General features: G+C 39.7%; 19 protein-coding genes and 1 tRNA gene. 6 read left to right on the top strand and 14 right to left on the bottom strand.

Going from position 1 to position 17290, the window contains the following annotated elements:
- Window positions 1-6 precede the first annotated feature (6 nt).
- From TSIB_RS09065 to TSIB_RS09055, 3 genes are read right to left on the bottom strand one after another with little or no spacing between them, the layout of a single operon-like run.
- Window positions 7-1113, bottom strand: a complete 1107-nt coding sequence (locus tag TSIB_RS09065) for an iron ABC transporter substrate-binding protein (protein WP_015850128.1) — start codon at window positions 1111-1113, stop codon at window positions 7-9.
- Complete coding sequence (gene tsaA / locus TSIB_RS09060; protein WP_015850127.1) at window positions 1110-1553, bottom strand: tRNA (N6-threonylcarbamoyladenosine(37)-N6)-methyltransferase TrmO; 444 nt, start codon at window positions 1551-1553, stop codon at window positions 1110-1112. The genes TSIB_RS09065 and tsaA overlap by 4 nt, the downstream gene beginning before the upstream one ends.
- A complete protein-coding gene (locus tag TSIB_RS09055; protein WP_015850126.1) occupies window positions 1543-2244 on the bottom strand; it encodes an FmdE family protein in 702 nt (233 codons plus the stop codon). The genes tsaA and TSIB_RS09055 overlap by 11 nt, the downstream gene beginning before the upstream one ends.
- Before the next feature lie 261 nt (window positions 2245-2505).
- Between TSIB_RS09055 and TSIB_RS09050 the strand changes: the two genes are divergently transcribed.
- Window positions 2506-2647 (top strand) — tRNA-Trp (locus tag TSIB_RS09050).
- A 114-nt stretch (window positions 2648-2761) separates the two neighbouring features.
- On the opposite strand, the gene TSIB_RS09045 is transcribed toward TSIB_RS09050, so the two are convergent.
- From TSIB_RS09045 to dmpI, 11 genes are all read right to left on the bottom strand, one after another.
- On the bottom strand, window positions 2762-3214 hold the full coding sequence (locus tag TSIB_RS09045; RefSeq protein WP_048160635.1) for an Lrp/AsnC family transcriptional regulator: 453 nt from the start codon (window positions 3212-3214) through the stop codon (window positions 2762-2764).
- Between the two features lie 56 nt (window positions 3215-3270).
- Window positions 3271-3831 carry an XTP/dITP diphosphatase gene (locus TSIB_RS09040; protein WP_015850124.1) on the bottom strand — a complete coding sequence of 187 codons (561 nt, stop codon included), beginning with the start codon at window positions 3829-3831 and terminating at the stop codon, window positions 3271-3273.
- Window positions 3832-3932: 101 nt separating this feature from the next.
- Window positions 3933-4421 carry an adenosine-specific kinase gene (locus TSIB_RS09035; RefSeq protein ID WP_048160633.1) on the bottom strand — a complete coding sequence of 163 codons (489 nt, stop codon included), beginning with the start codon at window positions 4419-4421 and terminating at the stop codon, window positions 3933-3935.
- 68 nt (window positions 4422-4489) lie between these two features.
- The gene (locus tag TSIB_RS09030; protein ID WP_015850122.1) at window positions 4490-5455 is read right to left on the bottom strand and encodes an SPASM domain-containing protein; all 966 of its coding nucleotides are present in this window, start codon (window positions 5453-5455) and stop codon (window positions 4490-4492) included.
- A 93-nt stretch (window positions 5456-5548) separates the two neighbouring features.
- Complete coding sequence (locus TSIB_RS09025) at window positions 5549-5992, bottom strand: molybdenum cofactor biosynthesis protein MoaE (protein WP_015850121.1); 444 nt, start codon at window positions 5990-5992, stop codon at window positions 5549-5551.
- Window positions 5982-6683, bottom strand: a complete 702-nt coding sequence (locus TSIB_RS09020) for a ThiF family adenylyltransferase (protein WP_048160631.1) — start codon at window positions 6681-6683, stop codon at window positions 5982-5984. Before TSIB_RS09020 ends, TSIB_RS09025 begins: the two co-directional genes overlap by 11 nt.
- Window position 6684: 1 nt before the next feature.
- Complete coding sequence (locus TSIB_RS09015) at window positions 6685-6954, bottom strand: MoaD/ThiS family protein (protein ID WP_048160629.1); 270 nt, start codon at window positions 6952-6954, stop codon at window positions 6685-6687.
- A 62-nt stretch (window positions 6955-7016) separates the two neighbouring features.
- The gene (locus TSIB_RS09010) at window positions 7017-7523 is read right to left on the bottom strand and encodes a CDP-2,3-bis-(O-geranylgeranyl)-sn-glycerol synthase (protein WP_015850118.1); all 507 of its coding nucleotides are present in this window, start codon (window positions 7521-7523) and stop codon (window positions 7017-7019) included.
- Window positions 7524-7613: 90 nt separating this feature from the next.
- A complete protein-coding gene (locus TSIB_RS09005; protein ID WP_015850117.1) occupies window positions 7614-8099 on the bottom strand; it encodes a GbsR/MarR family transcriptional regulator in 486 nt (161 codons plus the stop codon).
- Window positions 8100-8419: 320 nt separating this feature from the next.
- Entirely contained in the window at window positions 8420-10003 is a 1584-nt protein-coding gene (locus tag TSIB_RS09000; RefSeq protein ID WP_015850116.1) for a B12-binding domain-containing radical SAM protein, read from the bottom strand.
- Between the two features lie 10 nt (window positions 10004-10013).
- On the bottom strand, window positions 10014-10202 hold the full coding sequence (gene dmpI / locus TSIB_RS08995) for a 4-oxalocrotonate tautomerase DmpI (RefSeq protein WP_048160627.1): 189 nt from the start codon (window positions 10200-10202) through the stop codon (window positions 10014-10016).
- 614 nt (window positions 10203-10816) lie between these two features.
- On the opposite strand from dmpI, the gene TSIB_RS08990 reads away from it, so the two are divergent.
- The 5 genes from TSIB_RS08990 to TSIB_RS08970 all read left to right on the top strand — a co-directional run bounded on the left by TSIB_RS08990 (window position 10817) and on the right by TSIB_RS08970 (window position 17285).
- Window positions 10817-13063, top strand: a complete 2247-nt coding sequence (locus TSIB_RS08990; RefSeq protein ID WP_015850112.1) for a hydrophobe/amphiphile efflux-3 (HAE3) family transporter — start codon at window positions 10817-10819, stop codon at window positions 13061-13063.
- The gene (locus tag TSIB_RS10645; protein WP_228359807.1) at window positions 13060-14580 is read left to right on the top strand and encodes a COG1361 S-layer family protein; all 1521 of its coding nucleotides are present in this window, start codon (window positions 13060-13062) and stop codon (window positions 14578-14580) included. Before TSIB_RS08990 ends, TSIB_RS10645 begins: the two co-directional genes overlap by 4 nt.
- Window positions 14581-14702: 122 nt before the next feature.
- Window positions 14703-15737, top strand: a complete 1035-nt coding sequence (locus TSIB_RS10640) for a COG1361 S-layer family protein (RefSeq protein ID WP_228359806.1) — start codon at window positions 14703-14705, stop codon at window positions 15735-15737.
- Between the two features lie 51 nt (window positions 15738-15788).
- Complete coding sequence (locus tag TSIB_RS08975) at window positions 15789-16682, top strand: LEA type 2 family protein (protein ID WP_048160625.1); 894 nt, start codon at window positions 15789-15791, stop codon at window positions 16680-16682.
- 90 nt (window positions 16683-16772) lie between these two features.
- On the top strand, window positions 16773-17285 hold the full coding sequence (locus TSIB_RS08970; protein WP_015850110.1) for a DUF3201 domain-containing protein: 513 nt from the start codon (window positions 16773-16775) through the stop codon (window positions 17283-17285).
- Window positions 17286-17290 lie beyond the last annotated feature (5 nt).

The raw sequence follows: 17290 nt of genomic DNA, 5'->3' as shown, positions 1-17290 counted from the left end.
GTTGCATCACGGTGAAGTTGGTAGTGAGTAGTTTACGCTCCTATTAGAGAGGTCTATCTTTCCAAACCCACCGAACTGGTTGGCCATCTCTTCGTAAACTGGCTTGCCGACAAGGAATTTATATATCTCATTTGCCTTTTGAATAGGGTCTACATCCTCAAAACGCTCGGGATATAACACTTTTCCAATGAAGTACGCATCTGCCATGGCCGTACCGATGTTTGTGGAGTAGTAATTATACGGGAGAATTCCATACACGTTGCCATTTTTCACGGCCTTCAGTGACTCATAGAACTCGGGACTCTTTCTGTAGTCGTCAAGTACTAAGCTTAATCCTCCTTCGTCTATGAAGATGTATTCTGGATCCCAATCCAAGAGTTTTTCTTTGTCTATAAATTTATGACCCTCCCCAAGCTCATCAACAACGTTTTTCGCGTGTAATACAACAAAAGGCGGGTATTTTGCTTCCGTACTTTCTATTCCATGGGCGCCTTTATACCCTATTCCTCCAACATAAACACTTGGACTTTCAACATTTTCTGTTCGCTTAAGGAGGTCTTCTTGAATTGATTTAATGAAATTGATAACTTCTTTCGCTCTATCTTCTTTTTTTAGGATTTTTCCAGCCAATTCAATGGATTTAAAGAGTTCATCATCCTCAAAGGTCGTTAGCTCCCCATAGCTAAGTACTACAACTGGGATTCCGGTTTTTTCCTGCATATCTTGGGCGGTTTTGGCATCGACGTATGTTATGAAAATAACGTCGGGTTTCACGTTTATCAGGGCCTCAAGATTGGGAAGCTTTCCAGGGCCCCCGGGGCCTATGCTTGGGAGTTCTTTAAGTTCGGGGTGGGCCATGATGTAAGGCCTTCCTCCTGAACCCCATTGCCTTTCACAATCCTCAACTCCCACTACCATGTCGGTCGCGTTTAGATATACCATGATCCTCAGGGCACCGGGGCCAACAGCCACTATCCGCTCAACGCCTTTTGGAACTTTGACTTCTCTCCCGGCGAGGTCTTTTACGATTATCGTAGCTTCCTCGGCTGATTGACTTTGTAAGCATCCGGAGATGAGTACGAGTAAAACTATGATCGAAAGGGCTCTTTTCATTTTTTATTCACCTCCTCAAACCATCCAATCTTTGCATTTTCCACACAGTCTATAGCTGAAGAATATGGTTTAATGTCGATAACGGGAGTTCCATCTAGTGCATCTAATCCCTTTACAATTAGTTTCCTTCCTCTCCTCTCTATAAGCTCTACTACGGCGAATCCTATCGGGTTCGGCCTGTGGGGAGAGCGGGTTGCAAAAACTCCGTGTTCCTTTTTATCATGAGGGGGCATGGCTGTTAGCACATCTCTTCTAGCTTTGTCAAGCCAGTAGAGGAGTATTAAGTGTGTGCAGGTTTCTACGTCCTTCAGTCCCCCCTCAAACTCGGGAAAGACTTCCACTATGAATATTTCCTCCGAGAGCCTCCCCTGACTGGGGCACTCCAAAGGACTCTTGTAGGGAGATCGTATCACTCCAATCGGCCTGAGGTTAAGTTCCATTGCCAGACCCTCCGATTTTAACGATTCCCCGCCCAATCACCGCGTGGTACTCTTTCCCGGCACACTTGTAGCAGAGGGGCTCTTCGTTGATGTAGACGATTCTCCTTGACATCGCCAGCTCTCCGCACTCTGAGCACCGGATGCTCTCAAAAATAGGGGCCTGTTCAATTGGGGGGATCTTAACTTGCTCTATTTTAAATTCTTCCCTAGGAAGGTAGAGCATAGTCCTTGCGATATCTTCCCAAAGTTCTTTTAGGTATTCTCTTTCTTCTGGACTTCCTTTTCTCTCCTTTATGACTTTGTTAAATAGTTCTCTCGCCTCTGGTGGATAATATTTTTCGAGTTTCTCAGCGTCGATATACACTCTAACCCCTTCCCAAGTTGAGCGTTTAACAAGAGTTAGTGCAGTTTTACCGAGATCCATATAGATTAGGGAATTATTTCCGAGAGTGCATCCTGTGGTAACTTGAACGCCGTCAGTAAAGCAGCTATTAATTTCAACTATTGCTAGAATGCTCTCATTTACGCTGGCTGAATAGTCAAGTCTCCCAACACTAAGTTCGTTCATTGCGATCAATGAGGTTCTTATCCCAAGAGCGACATATGGACATACATGTCCGTGAAATTCTCGTGCGTACTCAAGTATTTCCTCAGCTTTATTTTCCTCCACTAGTTTGTTAAGGATGAGCATTGTATCACCAATTTGCAATATAGTAGCACCTTTTAAACGCTTTCTAAATATTAGTGTTACCAACCAAAGGTTAGTGTCCATAGGGAATGGAGCATCACTAAAGGCTCGAGTTCATCATACCTTTTAGAAACAAATTTCTATCCAAATAATCCCTAAAATGGTTGAATAATCCCCAAGAGTTTTCTTTTGTGCTATTTGTTCTGTGATAGATGCAATCATAGTAAAGTTTATAAATTGGTGTTGGTTTTAGTGTTATGGGACGGGGGCGTGGTGTAGCCTGGTCTATCATCGCGGGCTCCAGAGGTGTGAAGACGAGCGGGTTTGCTGATTTGGGGGATGAGCCTTTGGAGCTCTGACCCGGAGAAACCCGCGGACCGGGGTTCAAATCCCCGCGCCCCCACCACCCCACGCTCTTTTAGAAGAAATTTAAAAGACAAAAAATCTCTTAGTGGGCTCATAAAAATCCTCGCATCATCATAAAATCAGAAAGGAGAACGGTAATCATCGCCCAGTACAACTAAAGCTCTTCTTTAACAGATACAAAGGAAACCATCGTTACTGTTTGTCCGATTCCTTTGATTTCTCTAAGCTTATCTACGACTACTTTCCCTATATCTTCGGCTGAAGGAGCTCGAATTTTTATTAAAAGATCCCATTCCCCAGCTATTATATGAACTTCGTGAACACCATCGATCTGGGCGATCTTTTTGGCAATCTCTCTTTGTGTAAGGCCTGAATCAGGGTTGTATCTTACTAAAATGAAGGCAGTAGTCCCTAAGTTGAGTTTTTTATAGTTGGGCTTGATTGTGAATTTTTCGATTACTCCTTCATTAATAAGTTTTTTAATCCTATAGTGGACAGTTGTCCTTGGGATTCCAAGCTTTTTGCTTAGAGTAGCTATGTTTTCCCTTGAGTTCTCTTTAAGCTCTTTAAGGAGTTTCATATCAACAGCGTCTATCGTGTCACTCATCTGAATCCCCCTTACAATTGTCATTTTTTCAATAACTTGCCGAGGATTATTGTCACTTACTCCTTTTTAAAATTTTCTTTTAACCATCTTGCGAACTCTGCTAATGCTCTACCTCTGTGTGAAATCCTGTTCTTTTCCTCAGTTTGCATCTCAGCGAAGGTTTTTTTGCTATTTTCTGGTAGAAAAATTGGGTCAAATCCGAATCCGTACTTCCCTCTCTTCTCATTAATAATATGGCCTCTTGTGATTCCAGTAAAAATGTGAATTCTCCCATCGTAATAGCCTATGACACTTTTAAAATAGGCTCTCCTATTTTTAACCTCGTTCATTAATTTTAATATTCCCTCATTTCCGAGAGTTTTGTATATGTATGCAGAATACACTCCAGGAAAGCCATTTAGAGCCTCAATAAAAAGGCCAGAATCATCTATAAAGAAAGGTTCATCTAAATAATCCTTTAACCACATAACTCCAAATCCCACGACTTCCTCAAGAGTATTCGCTTGTATTTCTGGATAATCTATTTGTCTCTGAAGAACCTTAACTCCTAATGGGGAGAGATAAGTCTTAGCTTCCTTCACTTTACCTTTATTGGATGTGATAAAGAGTACTCTCATATTTTCACCTGGATATCAGTGAACTACTTCGCCCTTACGGAAGGACTCTTCCCACCTAGATAAATAATTAGAGAGGTTAAAAAGGTTGGGATCATCTGGTCTCAGTCAATTGTATACCCAATCTTTTCCACTAGTTCTCTTCTTTCTTTTTTCTGTTCGTTGTTTTCAATCTTGTTAGCAGCTTTTCCATCAACTATTCCCAAGACAGCCCTACCAAGTTCAGTTTCGGCAATTATAACCTGCAATGGATTTTCACTGGCCCCATAGACCATTACAACTGCGGGGTGGTTTTTAACAGTGTTTAACACATTTATTGGGAATGCATTTTTCATAACTATTACAAATACATGTCCTGCTCCAATATTTACGGCGTTTTTTGCAGCTAATTCTTCAAGTTCTTTGTCATTTCCTGTATATCTTGTTAGCTGGGGTTTTGCTTCATTCATGGCAATTCCAAACTTTATTCCGGGTACTGCTGTCAGGAGTGCACGGGCCAGATCATCAACGGTGAATATTGAAAAGTTCCCTTGGCCGATTATACATTCAACACCCTCTGGTTTTTCCACATTAACAACTTCAATCTTGACCATTATATCCACCCCTATATTACATGTCATTCTAAGCATAAAACTTTTTTGCACGTCATTTCTCTGAAATCTTACCATTCAAGATGAGGTAGGCCACATTTAAGACTGGTTTCTCTGGGGGTAATTAGTTCATTTATAGGACAATATTCAATACCATAAATATCGCCTGAAGCATTGTATTCTAGGGCCCTACAATCATGGCAAACATGTGCAATCGGGCATTTATTACATGATTCAAACTGCTTTTTTGTTATTTTCCAGAATTCTTTGAGTTTGCGCTTTCTGAGGATTTGTTTTAGGGTCATCGTTTTGATGTTGCCTTTTAAGAAATTTCTTAAGAGTGGACAGGGCAAGACGAACCCTTCTCCGGTGATGGCCAGTGTACCACTTAGACATGAATGGTGTTGGGTTATTGGGGTTTGCAACCTTTTTGCCTCCATAAGATCGAAATCTACCTTTTTCAGGGAACCCGGGAAGAGCAAATCCACATATATTTCTCCATAAAATTCTATTTGTTGGATTCTGTCTAAGTATTCGCTTTTAACCATCAGGAGCAGTCCATGCACATCTTCCAAATCCTCAATCTTTTCTAGGTTTTCTTCAGAGTATTCTGCTTCTACAATAGTCTTAACACCAACTGGTAGCGAAATATCATTAAAATCTTCGATCCTTATAACGGGATAGACGTTTTTTAGACTCAAGGAAGCAGCATATTCAGCTATCTCTTCTAATACGCTTGTGTCGTCATAGTTTGTGAGATATAAGTCTCCGCCGGAGATTGTGGAAAATTCCTGCAATATCTCTTTTAGTCTCTCTAATTCAACAGGTTCTTCCCTTAAAATGAATCTGTTATTTCCAATGCAGCCTATAGAGCGGGGGATTCCGGTTATCTCTGAAAACTTCCCTTGACCAACCCCTAACTGTATTATAACTCTTTCCAGTTTTCCTGTATGCTTGCTTTCACTCCAAGGTGGCTTTGCAAATGCGGTAATATTCCTAGTTCGTTTCCAAGATGGGGGCGTATACACTGCTTCCATTTTACCACCGAAAAAAGGAGTTAACTTGCACTTATTAACTTTACTACGATCTGTAATTGTATTAATTAAAACACAAAATTATAAAAAATGATCTTAATGTCCTTTCTTGTGCATAATGAGTTTATTACCTTCAATCCAGAATTCTCCTTCATTCGTTATTTCTTTTTTCCATATGGGCACGCGTTTCTTTACCTCATCCACTGTCCACATACAAGCCTCAAATGCCTCTTTTCTGTGTTTTCCACTTGCGATTATTAGGATAGTGTTTTCGCCAACTTCTAGTTCACCGTATCTATGCCAGATAATCATATCCAATATTGGAAAACGTTCTAAGGCTTCTTCCCGAATTTTTTTCATTTCTTCGATAGCCATTTCTTCATAGGCTTCGTATATTAACTTCTTCACTTCTCTTCCATGATTTTCGTCCCTTACCTCTCCCAGAAAAATAACTAAACCTCCACTTTTAGATGAGGAGGCTAGTTTGATTGCATTGGTTATATCAAAGTCCTCTGGCTTTTTAAAAAGTTTAACCTTCAAGATCCACCACCTCAAAAGAATTGTGCATTAAATCAACTATCAGAAGTTTATTTGCTAGTGGAGCACCGTAGCCCGTGATAAGTTTAATTACTTCTGCTACCTGGATTGCCCCAATTACCCCAGCAGTCGCACCAAGGATTGGAAAGTTTTCTTTTTTTCTTGGGGGTGTTGGGAATAAATCTCGAAGGCCTTTTGTTTCACCAGGAATTACAGTGGTAACTTGGCCGTAGAGGCCTTCTACAGCACCATGAACTAAAGGTATCCCTTTTTTGTGGGCGAATTCATCTAAAAGATACCTTGTCTCGAAGTTGTCTAAGCAATCCACTATCACGTCAATATCCTTAAGAACTTCTTCGATGTTTTTCACATTTAAAATCCCTGTAAAGGTGCTTATTTTTATATCGGAATTGAATCGTTCAAGTTTCCACTTTGCAGAAATTGGTTTAGGATTCTTTTCCAAATCTTCCTCCCAGTGAAGGATTTGTCTATTCAAATTGCTAAGTTCTGGAGTTTGACAGTCTATAAGGAGAAGCTCTCCAACGCCAGCAGCGGCTAGATAATATGCCACTGGACTCCCCAAACCGCCAACACCTACCACTGCAACTTTACTCTTTTTCAGCTTTTCTTGGCCCTCAACGCCAAATATCCGGATTTGTCTATCGTATCTTTCAACTTCTTTTTTACCTATCATTTCATCCACCACTTGTTGGAGGGAATAATGCCACTATATCGCCCTCTTTTAGTTCTTCATCAAAAGAGGCATATCGTCCATTTTTTGACACATTTATATCCACTTCATCATTGTAACCCTCACTAAACGCTTCTCTCTTGAAATCCGGATGAATACTTTTTATATGCTCGATTAGATCACGTATCTTGCTTCCTTTGGGAAGTTCTATAATTTCCTCCCCTGTTCCAGAAAGTTCCCTAAAACGGGCAAAGTATCTCACTTTTACCTTCATAATCTCCACCAACTAATTTAGGAACTCTTGAGTTATAAAAAACTTGTTCTTAAACTAAGTGTCTACCATGGAACGTTCTTCCATTTCATTTTGTATGCAAAAATATTTGCCCACCAGTGAATGAAGGGGGTAACTACAAGTAAAAATAAGACTTGTTTAGTTGAAAGAGTTTTTATAGGAAATGCTAGGATAAGGGCAGCAATGAGAAAACCCCATTGGTCAAGGCCTACTGCAGGGTACCCGCTCTCCATTCCCACCCGTCTTTTAACAAAGCTTCCTATAAGATCCCCTAAAAGAGCACCAAAAGAAAGAGTGAATCCTAACTTTAGAGCAGAAGAGAGTGAACCATAAAAGTGTGGTGTGAGGTTATATTGGATAATTGATATTAAGATCCCGGTAAATAGACCCCCAAAAAAACCTCTCCAAGTTTTTCCGTTGCCAAATACTCTCCTACCATCAACAAATTTTTTACCAAAATCTATGGGGGTCCTCCCCTTGAAAACTACAGGGGATGCATTGGCAAAATATGCCGGTAGAATGTACCAGAGAGCTTCAGCTATTTCGTTCATTTAACCACCGCCGTAATTAACTTTAGTTTATTTTTAAGTCTTTGTACTATATGTTATTCAATTTTTCTTCAAGACACTCGAGGAGAACCCTCAAAACTTTTCCTCTTCGTTTTTTAGAAAGATGTTTATAATTCTTTCAGTAATGGCATTTCTTTGAAGAGAAAACTCTATTCTTTCTTTTATTTTCATTGCTTCTTCACTTTCATCATCTCCTATGGCCTCAAGTGCTTTCAAAAGATTCTTTCGTGTTTGTCTTACGTCTTCTTCTATTTTCTTGTAGTACGCTTCTTTTCTCCATTCTCGAATGTTTTTTATTGCTGTGTAGTATGCTCTCTTATCTCCTGGCTTTTTGATCCTTTTTACTAGACCGATATTTTCCAGAAGCTTGAGTGCCGTGCTTACATGTGAAAGAGAGTATCCTGTCCTTTCGGCAATTTTACCCAAGCTTAGAGGTTCATCCTCAAAAAAGAGCACGCCATAGATATATCCATAAAGCTCACTCAACCCAAATCTTCTTGCGGTATCTGCAAAATGCTCCATCATTATTCGCTTAGCTTCATCTACACCCACTCTCATTCCCCCCTTAATGACTAGTGTTTCAACATACAGACCATGTCTTTATCTAGGAGTTTATTTTTGAACTCTGAAAGCTCTTTAATATCTTGCACTCCCACTTCAACGGGTATATCGAGGTCTCAACAAAACATGTTATCATCGTACATTGCCTTGTGACCAATACTGTGGATGTTTTCATATTGTTGCTGAGATTTTTTATGGTTTTGAGAATATAAAACTTTTGGAAATTTCAGAAAGTTATGAGAGATTTCTGGGGGAACGTTTGTTATTGTTGAAGAAAGGCACCTAAGGGCTTGGATTAATCTAGAGGTGAGTTATTCTCAACTTTTTGTATGTTTTCCCTGATTTATAACTTCGTGAAACATTTTCAGGTACGATGTTAGGTGTCTGGTGTATACTTCTTCGAGGATTTTGATGGTATAATCATCAAGTTTCTTTGCTGAATTTAGAATCCTTCTCTGAACTAAAAAGCTCTCTACTGGAAGCTTTAGAAAATTCTTCAGGTAATGAGGAATTCTGTGAAGGACATACCTCTTGCCAGTGCTGAGGATTGGTTTTGAGTACTTTTCGGCCTTTCCCTCAATATTATGGAGCCATTTCTTAAAATAGAACATGTATGTTTTTTCCCTGCTCTCAAAGTAGAGTCTCCAGAGCTTTTCTTTTACTCTCATTATTGGGTGTAAAACATCATAGAGATCCCAGTCTATGGTTAGGAGGGCTCTGTTCTTAAGTGCCCTGTAAAAGGAATCACTACCTGGCAAAGGAGTATATATTGAGATTTGAACTACATCAAGGCCGTGGTCACCAAGCATTTGAACAAATTTATACGTTGCTTTTCTATCTTTCCTGGACTCATAGGGCGCCCCAATTATAACTCCCCCATACGTAATTATCTCCTGCTCGCTGAGTAGCTGAATGGCCTTGAGAGTATCGTTTTTCTTCAACCCCTTTCTCATGGCCTTCAGAACTCCTTCGCTGCCAGATTCAATGCCCATGAAAGCTATTTTAACACCAGCTTCGGCAAGCTTCTCTGCAAGTTCTGGGTGTTTTGCTATTATATCGGCCCTTATTTGGATCATGTAGTTCATTTCGTTAAGTCCTTCTTCTATTATAGAATTGAGAAGCTCAATTCTCTCTTCATATTTGTAAGGAACAACAAAATTGTCATCAACAAAGAATACCCAGTTGTATCCGAGGTTCTTCACGAATTTCAACTCATCAACAACACGCTCGTTGCTCTTAAACCTCCAAGCATGTCCCCACATGGCTGAAGCACTGCAAAACTCACAGTTGTAGGGACATCCCCTGGAAGTTTCTATGGAGGCAATTCTCACGTTTTTTCCAACAATGCTCGCTTTATATACATCTGGATCAAGTAAATCGTAGGCAGGTATCGGCAAATTGTCAAGGTTAACAATGGGTTCTCGATAAGAAACGTTAACTTTTTGCCCATCTCTGTATGCTATGCCTCTAACACTTCTAATATCTTTTCCTTCTTTTAGCCTCTCAATGATCTCCCTAAATGTCTGCTCTCCCTCTCCTATGACCACAAAGTCAATTCCTTCTCTTAATATAAGGGGGTAAGTGAATGTTGCATGGTGCCCACCAAAAACGATGATGGGATTAATTCCTCTCTCCTTCATTTTTCTGACAATCATTATAGAGGGGTTTACGTAGGTAGATGCTATGGTGGTGAAGCCTACAACGTCGGGGTTAAAGGTAGCTATTTCCTCTATAGTCTCCTCCTCAGTGAGGTTTTTCGCTTCTGCATCTATTATCTTTACCTCTGCAATATCTTTAACAGCCCCAGCTAAGGATACAAGGCCTAAAGAAGGAGCAATGTAACCATAGGCCGAGGCATATCCGCTTTCTCCTGGATTTGTCCTCACAAGGACAATTTTCATTTTTACTGCCTCATTGTTTTCTTTTCCTGTCTAACAGTAGTTCCCCATTAATACCCACATTCTCGGGTGGGTTCTCCTTTATAAGAACGGTTATGTGTTCTATCCCGTAAACCTCCGACGCTACCTCGGTAAACCTTTTCACAAGCTCCCTTTTCTTCTCAACACTAATTGATGGGCCTTCAATAATTATGGTCGGCATCTCCACCACCTCACTTGAAAATGGATTGAAAGTATAAGTGAACTACTCCATGCTTACGCAAGGAGTTTCGTGGGGGGGTTACCCTCCACAGGCCGGTTCACACGGCCAATACCCCCTATCCTCCCGGAATCGGGGGCTACTTTTACACCAACCCTTACGGGTTGTCCAGTCATTCAGCTGTTCCTAAATTATTATCATGTTATATTTTGGAGTATTTAAAACCTTCCCCAAAAATCTCCCCTTTTGGAAAGGATCTTACAAACAACAAAAAGATAAAAATAAAGGAGAAATCACTCCTTCTTCAGTGGAACAAATTTATCATGACTTTCATTTTTAATCTCCACCTTTGGTATAACGATACACCTCTCTAATATGTTTCAATTAGTGATAGCGCTGGGTACGATTCACACTCATCCATTCGATTAACATCCAAAGGTTCAGGTCCTTTACTTGGTTTAAATCCACGTTTAGTCCCCATTCTTTAAATATTTCCTTATAGGGATGTTTAAAGACATAATAAGGATACAGAGAAAACGACTTTCAAACCCAGCAAAGTTTTTAAATGTCAATCATCTAAATCTTTCGGAAAATTCCAAAAGTTCAGAGGTGAGTAAATGCTCAAAAGGCTCGCGAAGATAATAGTAGAATATCGGATAGCATTTTCATTAGTTGCAATGTTCTTACTTATTGTATCAATTTATGGTATCCAGCAGCTGGAGTTTGAAAGCGATTTGACCAAACAGCTTCCTCAAGATTTACCCGCTGTTAAGGACTATTTGACACTTAAAAATGAATTTCAAAGCGGAGATTCTGCTTTAATAATCGTCAAAGTAAACTCAATTGAAGAAGAAGGAGTTTATGATATAAGGGACCCAGAAGTGATACGATCTATTCACGAGCTTGAAGAGCGCTTAAGGGTTCATGAATATGTGACGGATACAATCAGTATTGCTGATATTTTTATCCAGGTTCTAGGTAGATTACCTGAAAACGAGGAAGAGGTTAAGTTTGTTTTAAACACTCTGCCTCCAGAAGCAGTTCAAGGGTTTATAAGCTCTGATTATAGAACAACGCTTGTCGTAGCCACGTTAACAGCTGGTTCCGGAGCTCAGGCTGTTGAGAGGATCTACCAGGATATTGAGAGAGATATAAATGAAGTAAACTTTCCCAAGAACGTTGAGGTCATTCAAACCGGAACAATTGGAATTGCTTATAGAATCCTGAAAATGCTTCAAAGCGACTTAAACAGGACTATGGCGATTGCTTTTCTGTTTGTTGCGGCACTTTTGGTGTATTTCTATAAATCTGTTGTTAGGGCGATGCTTCCATTGATACCCCTGGTATTCGGTGTAGTCATGACCCTTGGTTTTATGGGACTTCTTGGGATTCCAATAGACATGGTGACTACTGTAGTTGGGGCCATGATAGTTGGAATGGGAATTGACTATGGCGTCCACGTGACTAATCGTTATTATGAGGAAAGGAAAAAGGGAATGGCCATAGAGGAAGCTGCGGAAGAAGCGATAGCGGAAACAGGGAAAGCCCTCTTGGGAGCAGCATTAACAACCATAGCCGGGTTTTCTGCATTAAGCCTTTCTATTCTGCCTTCTCTTCAAAGGTTAAGTGGAGTTTTAATAATGGGCCTCAGTTTAGCAGTGATAAATGCGGTTGTAATAACTCCCTCACTCGTAATACTCCACGAAGATATAGTGAAGAAGATTAAGGGAGAATATGAAGTTCCCGAAATAAGGGCGCATTCCGGTTTTATTGCCAATTTTTTCCATAAAATGGGGAATTTAATTAAAAATCACCCAAAAACAATCTTGACCGTTGTATTTATCCTTACCCTTGTGTTCTTGTACGGTTTAACTCAGGTAACAACGGAAGTTAGGCTTGAGAAGATGATTCCTGAAGGGATACCCGAGATTGAGGCAATGAAAGACGTTAGATATGAATTTGGCGGTCAGGATGAAGTTGATATTATTGTAAGTGCGGATGATGTTAGAGATCCAGCAATAGTTAGGGATATTTACCGCTTTGAACAAGAGATACTTGCAGATTCTCATTACAACAATGTCTTTGAGACTAACAGTATAGCAGATATTGTTGTTCAAAAATATGGCTACATTCCTGAGGATAAGGAAAGAATAAAGGATATTATTAAAGAAAGTTCAGCTCCCATAAGTGGTGACTATTCGATGACTTTAATCCAGGTAAAGGGAAACTTTGGCGGAACCAATCCTGAAAATTTCAGAGAGATTATGCAATACTTTGAAGAGCAAGCAAAAAATGCAGATTTTCCACCGGGAGTTGAGATAAGGCCGGCCGGTGATTTATATCTGACCTATGTTTTAGATGGGCTCACAAACCAAGAACTTGGTAGGATATCCACCTACGGGAGTATCTTTGTGGTGATAATTGTGGTTCTCCTCTTTAGAAGGCCCCTGGTTTCCATTGCGATGATACTTCCAATGTTCCTTGGAGCTCTTTGGACGGTTGGTTACATGGGGCTTGCTGGAATACCTTTCAGTCAAACCTTGGCTGGGGTTATCTCAATGATTGTTGGCCTTGGAGTGGATTACGGAATGCATCTCACTCATAGATTTTTAGAGGAGCTTAGAGAGGGTAATCCCCATCCCATTATATCTGCCCTTGAAGGAGTTGGGCCAGGAATCTTGATCGGAGCGTTAACAACAGGTGGAGGATTTTTAGCCCTTCTTAGCGGGGAGCTTACCGCAATACATGATTTTGGAAAGACTTTAGCAATCGGAATATTTGCTTCAATGTTTGCCGCTTTCACTGTGACACCTGCTCTACTTCAGGTATTTTATGGAGAAAAGATAAGAGGTGAAGAAAAATGAGGAAACATTTTGGGCTTATATTAGGACTGTTAATCATCATGAGTAGCATTAATCTTGCTGCAGCAGAAGAAGAACTTCTCTTTGAGGGTTATCTTAACAAAGGAGACTCAATACTTGTGGGTCCGCTTGTGGTTGTCCTTCAGGATGTCCGGAAGGACTATGTAGAGAAAGAATACAAAGCCATGATACTAGTTATAAAAGACAACAAAGTGCTGAACATGGGTTATGAGTCAATTCAAGTTCCAAATCCCGACAAAATACAAGAGCTTCTCACAAATACTACTTTTCTCTATGCAATGGCAGAAACGCTTGGATACAACCCAATAAATCCCATAGAGCTTACTCAATTCTATCTCTGGCTGAACAACGCAAATCAAGAAGAAATTGTGGATGCGATTTTCCAAACTGTTGAGGAACATCCAGAGCTGGGAATATCCAAAGAAGACCTGTTGATGACGATCACTTACCCAAATATTGAACTCATAGGGGAGAACGAGACCGTAGAAGTAGAAGTGGATGGAGAAAAAGTTGCTATTACAGCCCTTCAGATTTATCCAAATGGAGCCAGAATAAGCATAAGCGGGCCTTCTGAGTGGAAGGCTTCTATGATCCCAGCATACCTCACTACTTGGGCCGAAACACCCAAAAGAATTAGACCGGGAGATGAAGTAACAATACAGGTTCACATTAAGAATGAAGGGGCCTTAAAGGCAAAATATGTCACAGTGGTTCTTTCGCCAACACCTATATCCTTAACACCCTCCCCGGGAGGCGGAGCTACCGAAGTTCTGGCTCAGGTGGCTTCTCAAAGTGCCCTCTTGCCTGTAGATAGTGCGATAAAATATATAGAGTATTTAGATGGGAAAGAAGAAAAAGTTCTTGGATTTAAATTCAAAGTAAATGAGAATATAGATCCGGGTATTTATCCTCTTTACATCTCAACAGCATACTATGTCTCTAGTGGGGATAGTATGCAAATGGTTCAAGGATTTAATTACTTTGCCATAACAGTAATTCAAGAGGGAGAAGCAACTTTCGAACTTGAAAGTGTTGAAAAGCCCGATTTTGTGCACCCTGGAGAGAGCTTTGAGATTGCTGTAAATCTGAGAAATTTGGGGTTTGAAGAAGCAAAAAACGTTTTAGTTGAGCTTAAACCGAAAACTGAGCTTAGAGAAGGTTCAATACTAATTGATAACACTACAAATCAGCATTTCACTTACGTGATAAACAGTGAGAAAACTATGAAGTATACATTTAGATTGCATGTAGGTGAGGATGCAGTTACTGGGAGCTATCCAATGACTTTAAAATTATCTTACTTTAGTGGAGATTCAAAAGAACAAAAAGAACAAAGTTTTGAATTTTCAATCCAAGTTGTGAGGAGAAATCAGGCCTTTGTTGAGATTGAGAGTGTTGATATGGAACCCGAGGCAATAGAGCCTGGAGATGAGTTTGTACTTAAAGTGAAGGTGAAAAATATTGGGGAGGAAAAATTGAAGGCATTTCCCTTAGAATAGAACCAAGTGAAGCAAGTGTACCAGGAGAAGTTACAAAAGTTGATCTTTCATCTCTTCAGAGTCTTCCGATACAGGGAAGTCAGAGTATAAGTGAAAACCTTCAAGTTGCTTTGAATCAAATTATGGAGCAGCTAGCTAGGGAGAACATTAATGCTTTCTTACCTCTTGGAGAAGATAACATAAAATACCTATCTGCACTAAATCCAGGAGAGGAGAGAATTCTTGAGTTTCACTTAAAGACTAATGAGAGACTTGAAAATGGGATTTATCCATTAAAGGTTTCTCTGGAATACCTGAGTGCACCGAATGACGAAAAATTGACAGATGAGCGACTTATTGGTGTACCGATTCTCGGTAGAGAGCGTATAATAATCTCAAAGATCTCAACATCCCCGAGCAGGGTTTTAGCTGGAGCAAATAGTGTGGAGATGAATTTTGAATTAGAGAATATTGGTAGTGGAAGCGCTCGTTACGTGATTTTAAAACCAATTCCTCAAGAACCTTTTGAGTTAAGTGAGACAAGTGAACAAATAATAAATATAGGCACTTTAAGACAAGGAGATTCAGCAAAGGCAATATTCAAGATAAATGTTAAAGAAGATGCAAAAGGTGGAACTTATGAGATTCCAGTAAAGATAGAGTATAAAGATGCTTCCGGGGAATACAAGGAAGATATTATCAAAATACCAATTATTGTAAATGAAAAACCAAAAATAACCGTTGAAAAGGTAAGTTTTGACAAAAAGCCCATGCAGGGCCAAGAAGTGCTCATGTACATAAGGGTCAAAAACACCGGTGGAGAGCAAGCTGAAAATGTAATAATAGAAGGTGTCGTAAAAGCCGACCAGCCCTTCACACTTTCAAAAAGATCGGACTACATTGGAACCCTTGATCCGGGCAAGGAAGGAGAGGGTGTTTTGGAGTTAAACATTGCAAACAATGCCATTCCCAAAGATTACACAATTCAAGTACGGATTAGAGCAGTTGGAGACAAGGAAAGCGGAGATGATAATGTATATGTTTTTGAGGAATCGATTACAGTTCCAGTCGAGGAAAATATTAGAACTAAGAGTAATTTAAAAATAGCGGGAGCAGTATTGGGAATTTTAGCTACGATAGTGGTCCTATGGACGTACTGGAGAAGAAAAAAGAGCTAGAGTCCAAAACTTTTTAAATTTTTACTCCCTTCTTTTCAACAGGTGATAAGAATGGGAGTTCTGGGAAAAGTTTTAGCAGTAATCAGTTTGATTCTTGTCTTATGGGGTGTTTATTTAGGTTATGCTATTCTTACAATGAGCCCCCAAATAAGTGGGGCATGGGGGCATGTAGACGAAAATAGTGTGGAACTTGATATAAATCTTTATTTTGGAAAACCATTGCCGATTTCCGGAGGCATTGAAGAGGCGGAGATATATTGGGCCGGTATAAAGATAGGAACTCTTAAAGATCTAAAGATAAGTTTCCTTAAAGAGAATGCTCGAGGGGTATTGGTTCTTAATAGCAATGAAGTGATAAATGCTTTGAAAGAGCATATAAGAAGTGGAGAACGAAGTGAAGTGGAGATAAAGATACGAGGCTCGATATTTGGGTTGCCTTTATTGAGGGGAAGTTTTTCTCAGCCTCTGGAAACTGACTTGTTGTCGTATATTAGTGATGTAAGTATTGAAAGCAGTGGGGATTTGATAGAAACACCTGCCATAGAAGGCATGCCTTCTCAATGGGGAGAGGTAAAGGAGGACATTATTGTGATCTTGAGTGAGGTAAAGCTTTATAACCCTAATTCATTCCCTCTCCCACTATTTGGGATTAAGTATACAATAGATGCCAATAACCATCAAATAGCCCAGGGAGAACTTTTGGAAGGGGTTACAATCCCAGCCAATGGGAGGGCCACTGCTAAGATAAAGACATTGGTTGATACAACAGTTCTGCCTAGTGTGATTGCAGAACACATAAATAGAGGAGAGACAAGTGAATTAACTCTAAAGTTTTCATTGGGTGTAAAGGTGTTTAGTAAAGAAATCACTTTCGAATTACCAGCAGTTAAAAAAACCTTGGAAACAAACATTTTAGAGGAGCTAAACTGGGCCCTCTCAAGGTGATTTGCCCCCCATCCTAATGAACAGGGTCTTCGGCATATGGGGGTAAACATTTAAATTTCTCTTTTATATTTGGTTTAGGGGTGAGGTATTATGAATTTGCTTGAAATTCATAATCATTTGAATAAAATTTGGGGTGAGATTTTTAGAATGAATGAGGAGCTTAAAGAGAAACTCTCCCCTATGGGCTTTAAAGTTGAACCTGTTGAAGAAGTTTTTAATGCCTATATTTATCTAGAAGGTGAATGGAGAGAGATGATCTATCCACACCCTGCTTTTGAGATAAAACCACAAGGAGAGCTTGGAGCTACTATTCAAAGCTTTTATATAGTTTTTGGGATTCTTAAAGATAAAATAAGCCAGGGTTTTGTTCTTGAATTCTTAAAAAAATTCCCCAAAAGCTATATCTATGGAAGTGAAAATTTTTTGGAGGATATTTATAATCACAAAAAACCCAAGTTGCCTGATGAAGTTTATAGGCTTATTACAGAAAGTCAAGAAGAAGTATTACAGTTTGAAGTTGAGGAGGAAGAGGCCTCAGAAATAGAGGAGAAACTTTTTGGTTTCATAAAGTTGGCAAAAAAACATGGTGTTCTAGAACTTTAAGGTGA

It is taken from the genome of Thermococcus sibiricus MM 739, assembly GCF_000022545.1.
In the GTDB taxonomy this organism is placed as follows: domain Archaea; phylum Methanobacteriota_B; class Thermococci; order Thermococcales; family Thermococcaceae; genus Thermococcus_A; species Thermococcus_A sibiricus.
Note: the sequence above shows the minus strand (reverse complement) of the source record. Positions and strands in the feature narration are given on the sequence as shown.

Bases quoted from the DNA above. Each gene is read 5' to 3' on its own strand.
- TSIB_RS09065 (WP_015850128.1), bottom strand. From the start codon at position 1,113: ATGAAAAGAGCCCTTTCGATCATAGTTTTACTCGTACTCATCTCCGGA.
- tsaA (WP_015850127.1), bottom strand. From the start codon at position 1,553: ATGGAACTTAACCTCAGGCCGATTGGAGTGATACGATCTCCCTACAAG.
- TSIB_RS09055 (WP_015850126.1), bottom strand. From the start codon at position 2,244: ATGCTCATCCTTAACAAACTAGTGGAGGAAAATAAAGCTGAGGAAATA.
- TSIB_RS09045 (WP_048160635.1), bottom strand. From the start codon at position 3,214: ATGAGTGACACGATAGACGCTGTTGATATGAAACTCCTTAAAGAGCTT.
- TSIB_RS09040 (WP_015850124.1), bottom strand. From the start codon at position 3,831: ATGAGAGTACTCTTTATCACATCCAATAAAGGTAAAGTGAAGGAAGCT.
- TSIB_RS09035 (WP_048160633.1), bottom strand. From the start codon at position 4,421: ATGGTCAAGATTGAAGTTGTTAATGTGGAAAAACCAGAGGGTGTTGAA.
- TSIB_RS09030 (WP_015850122.1), bottom strand. From the start codon at position 5,455: ATGGAAGCAGTGTATACGCCCCCATCTTGGAAACGAACTAGGAATATT.
- TSIB_RS09020 (WP_048160631.1), bottom strand. From the start codon at position 6,683: ATGATAGGTAAAAAAGAAGTTGAAAGATACGATAGACAAATCCGGATA.
- TSIB_RS09015 (WP_048160629.1), bottom strand. From the start codon at position 6,954: ATGAAGGTAAAAGTGAGATACTTTGCCCGTTTTAGGGAACTTTCTGGA.
- TSIB_RS09010 (WP_015850118.1), bottom strand. From the start codon at position 7,523: ATGAACGAAATAGCTGAAGCTCTCTGGTACATTCTACCGGCATATTTT.
- TSIB_RS09005 (WP_015850117.1), bottom strand. From the start codon at position 8,099: ATGAGAGTGGGTGTAGATGAAGCTAAGCGAATAATGATGGAGCATTTT.
- TSIB_RS09000 (WP_015850116.1), bottom strand. From the start codon at position 10,003: ATGAAAATTGTCCTTGTGAGGACAAATCCAGGAGAAAGCGGATATGCC.
- dmpI (WP_048160627.1), bottom strand. From the start codon at position 10,202: ATGCCGACCATAATTATTGAAGGCCCATCAATTAGTGTTGAGAAGAAA.
- TSIB_RS08990 (WP_015850112.1), top strand. From the start codon at position 10,817: ATGCTCAAAAGGCTCGCGAAGATAATAGTAGAATATCGGATAGCATTT.
- TSIB_RS10645 (WP_228359807.1), top strand. From the start codon at position 13,060: ATGAGGAAACATTTTGGGCTTATATTAGGACTGTTAATCATCATGAGT.
- TSIB_RS10640 (WP_228359806.1), top strand. From the start codon at position 14,703: ATGGAGCAGCTAGCTAGGGAGAACATTAATGCTTTCTTACCTCTTGGA.
- TSIB_RS08975 (WP_048160625.1), top strand. From the start codon at position 15,789: ATGGGAGTTCTGGGAAAAGTTTTAGCAGTAATCAGTTTGATTCTTGTC.
- TSIB_RS08970 (WP_015850110.1), top strand. From the start codon at position 16,773: ATGAATTTGCTTGAAATTCATAATCATTTGAATAAAATTTGGGGTGAG.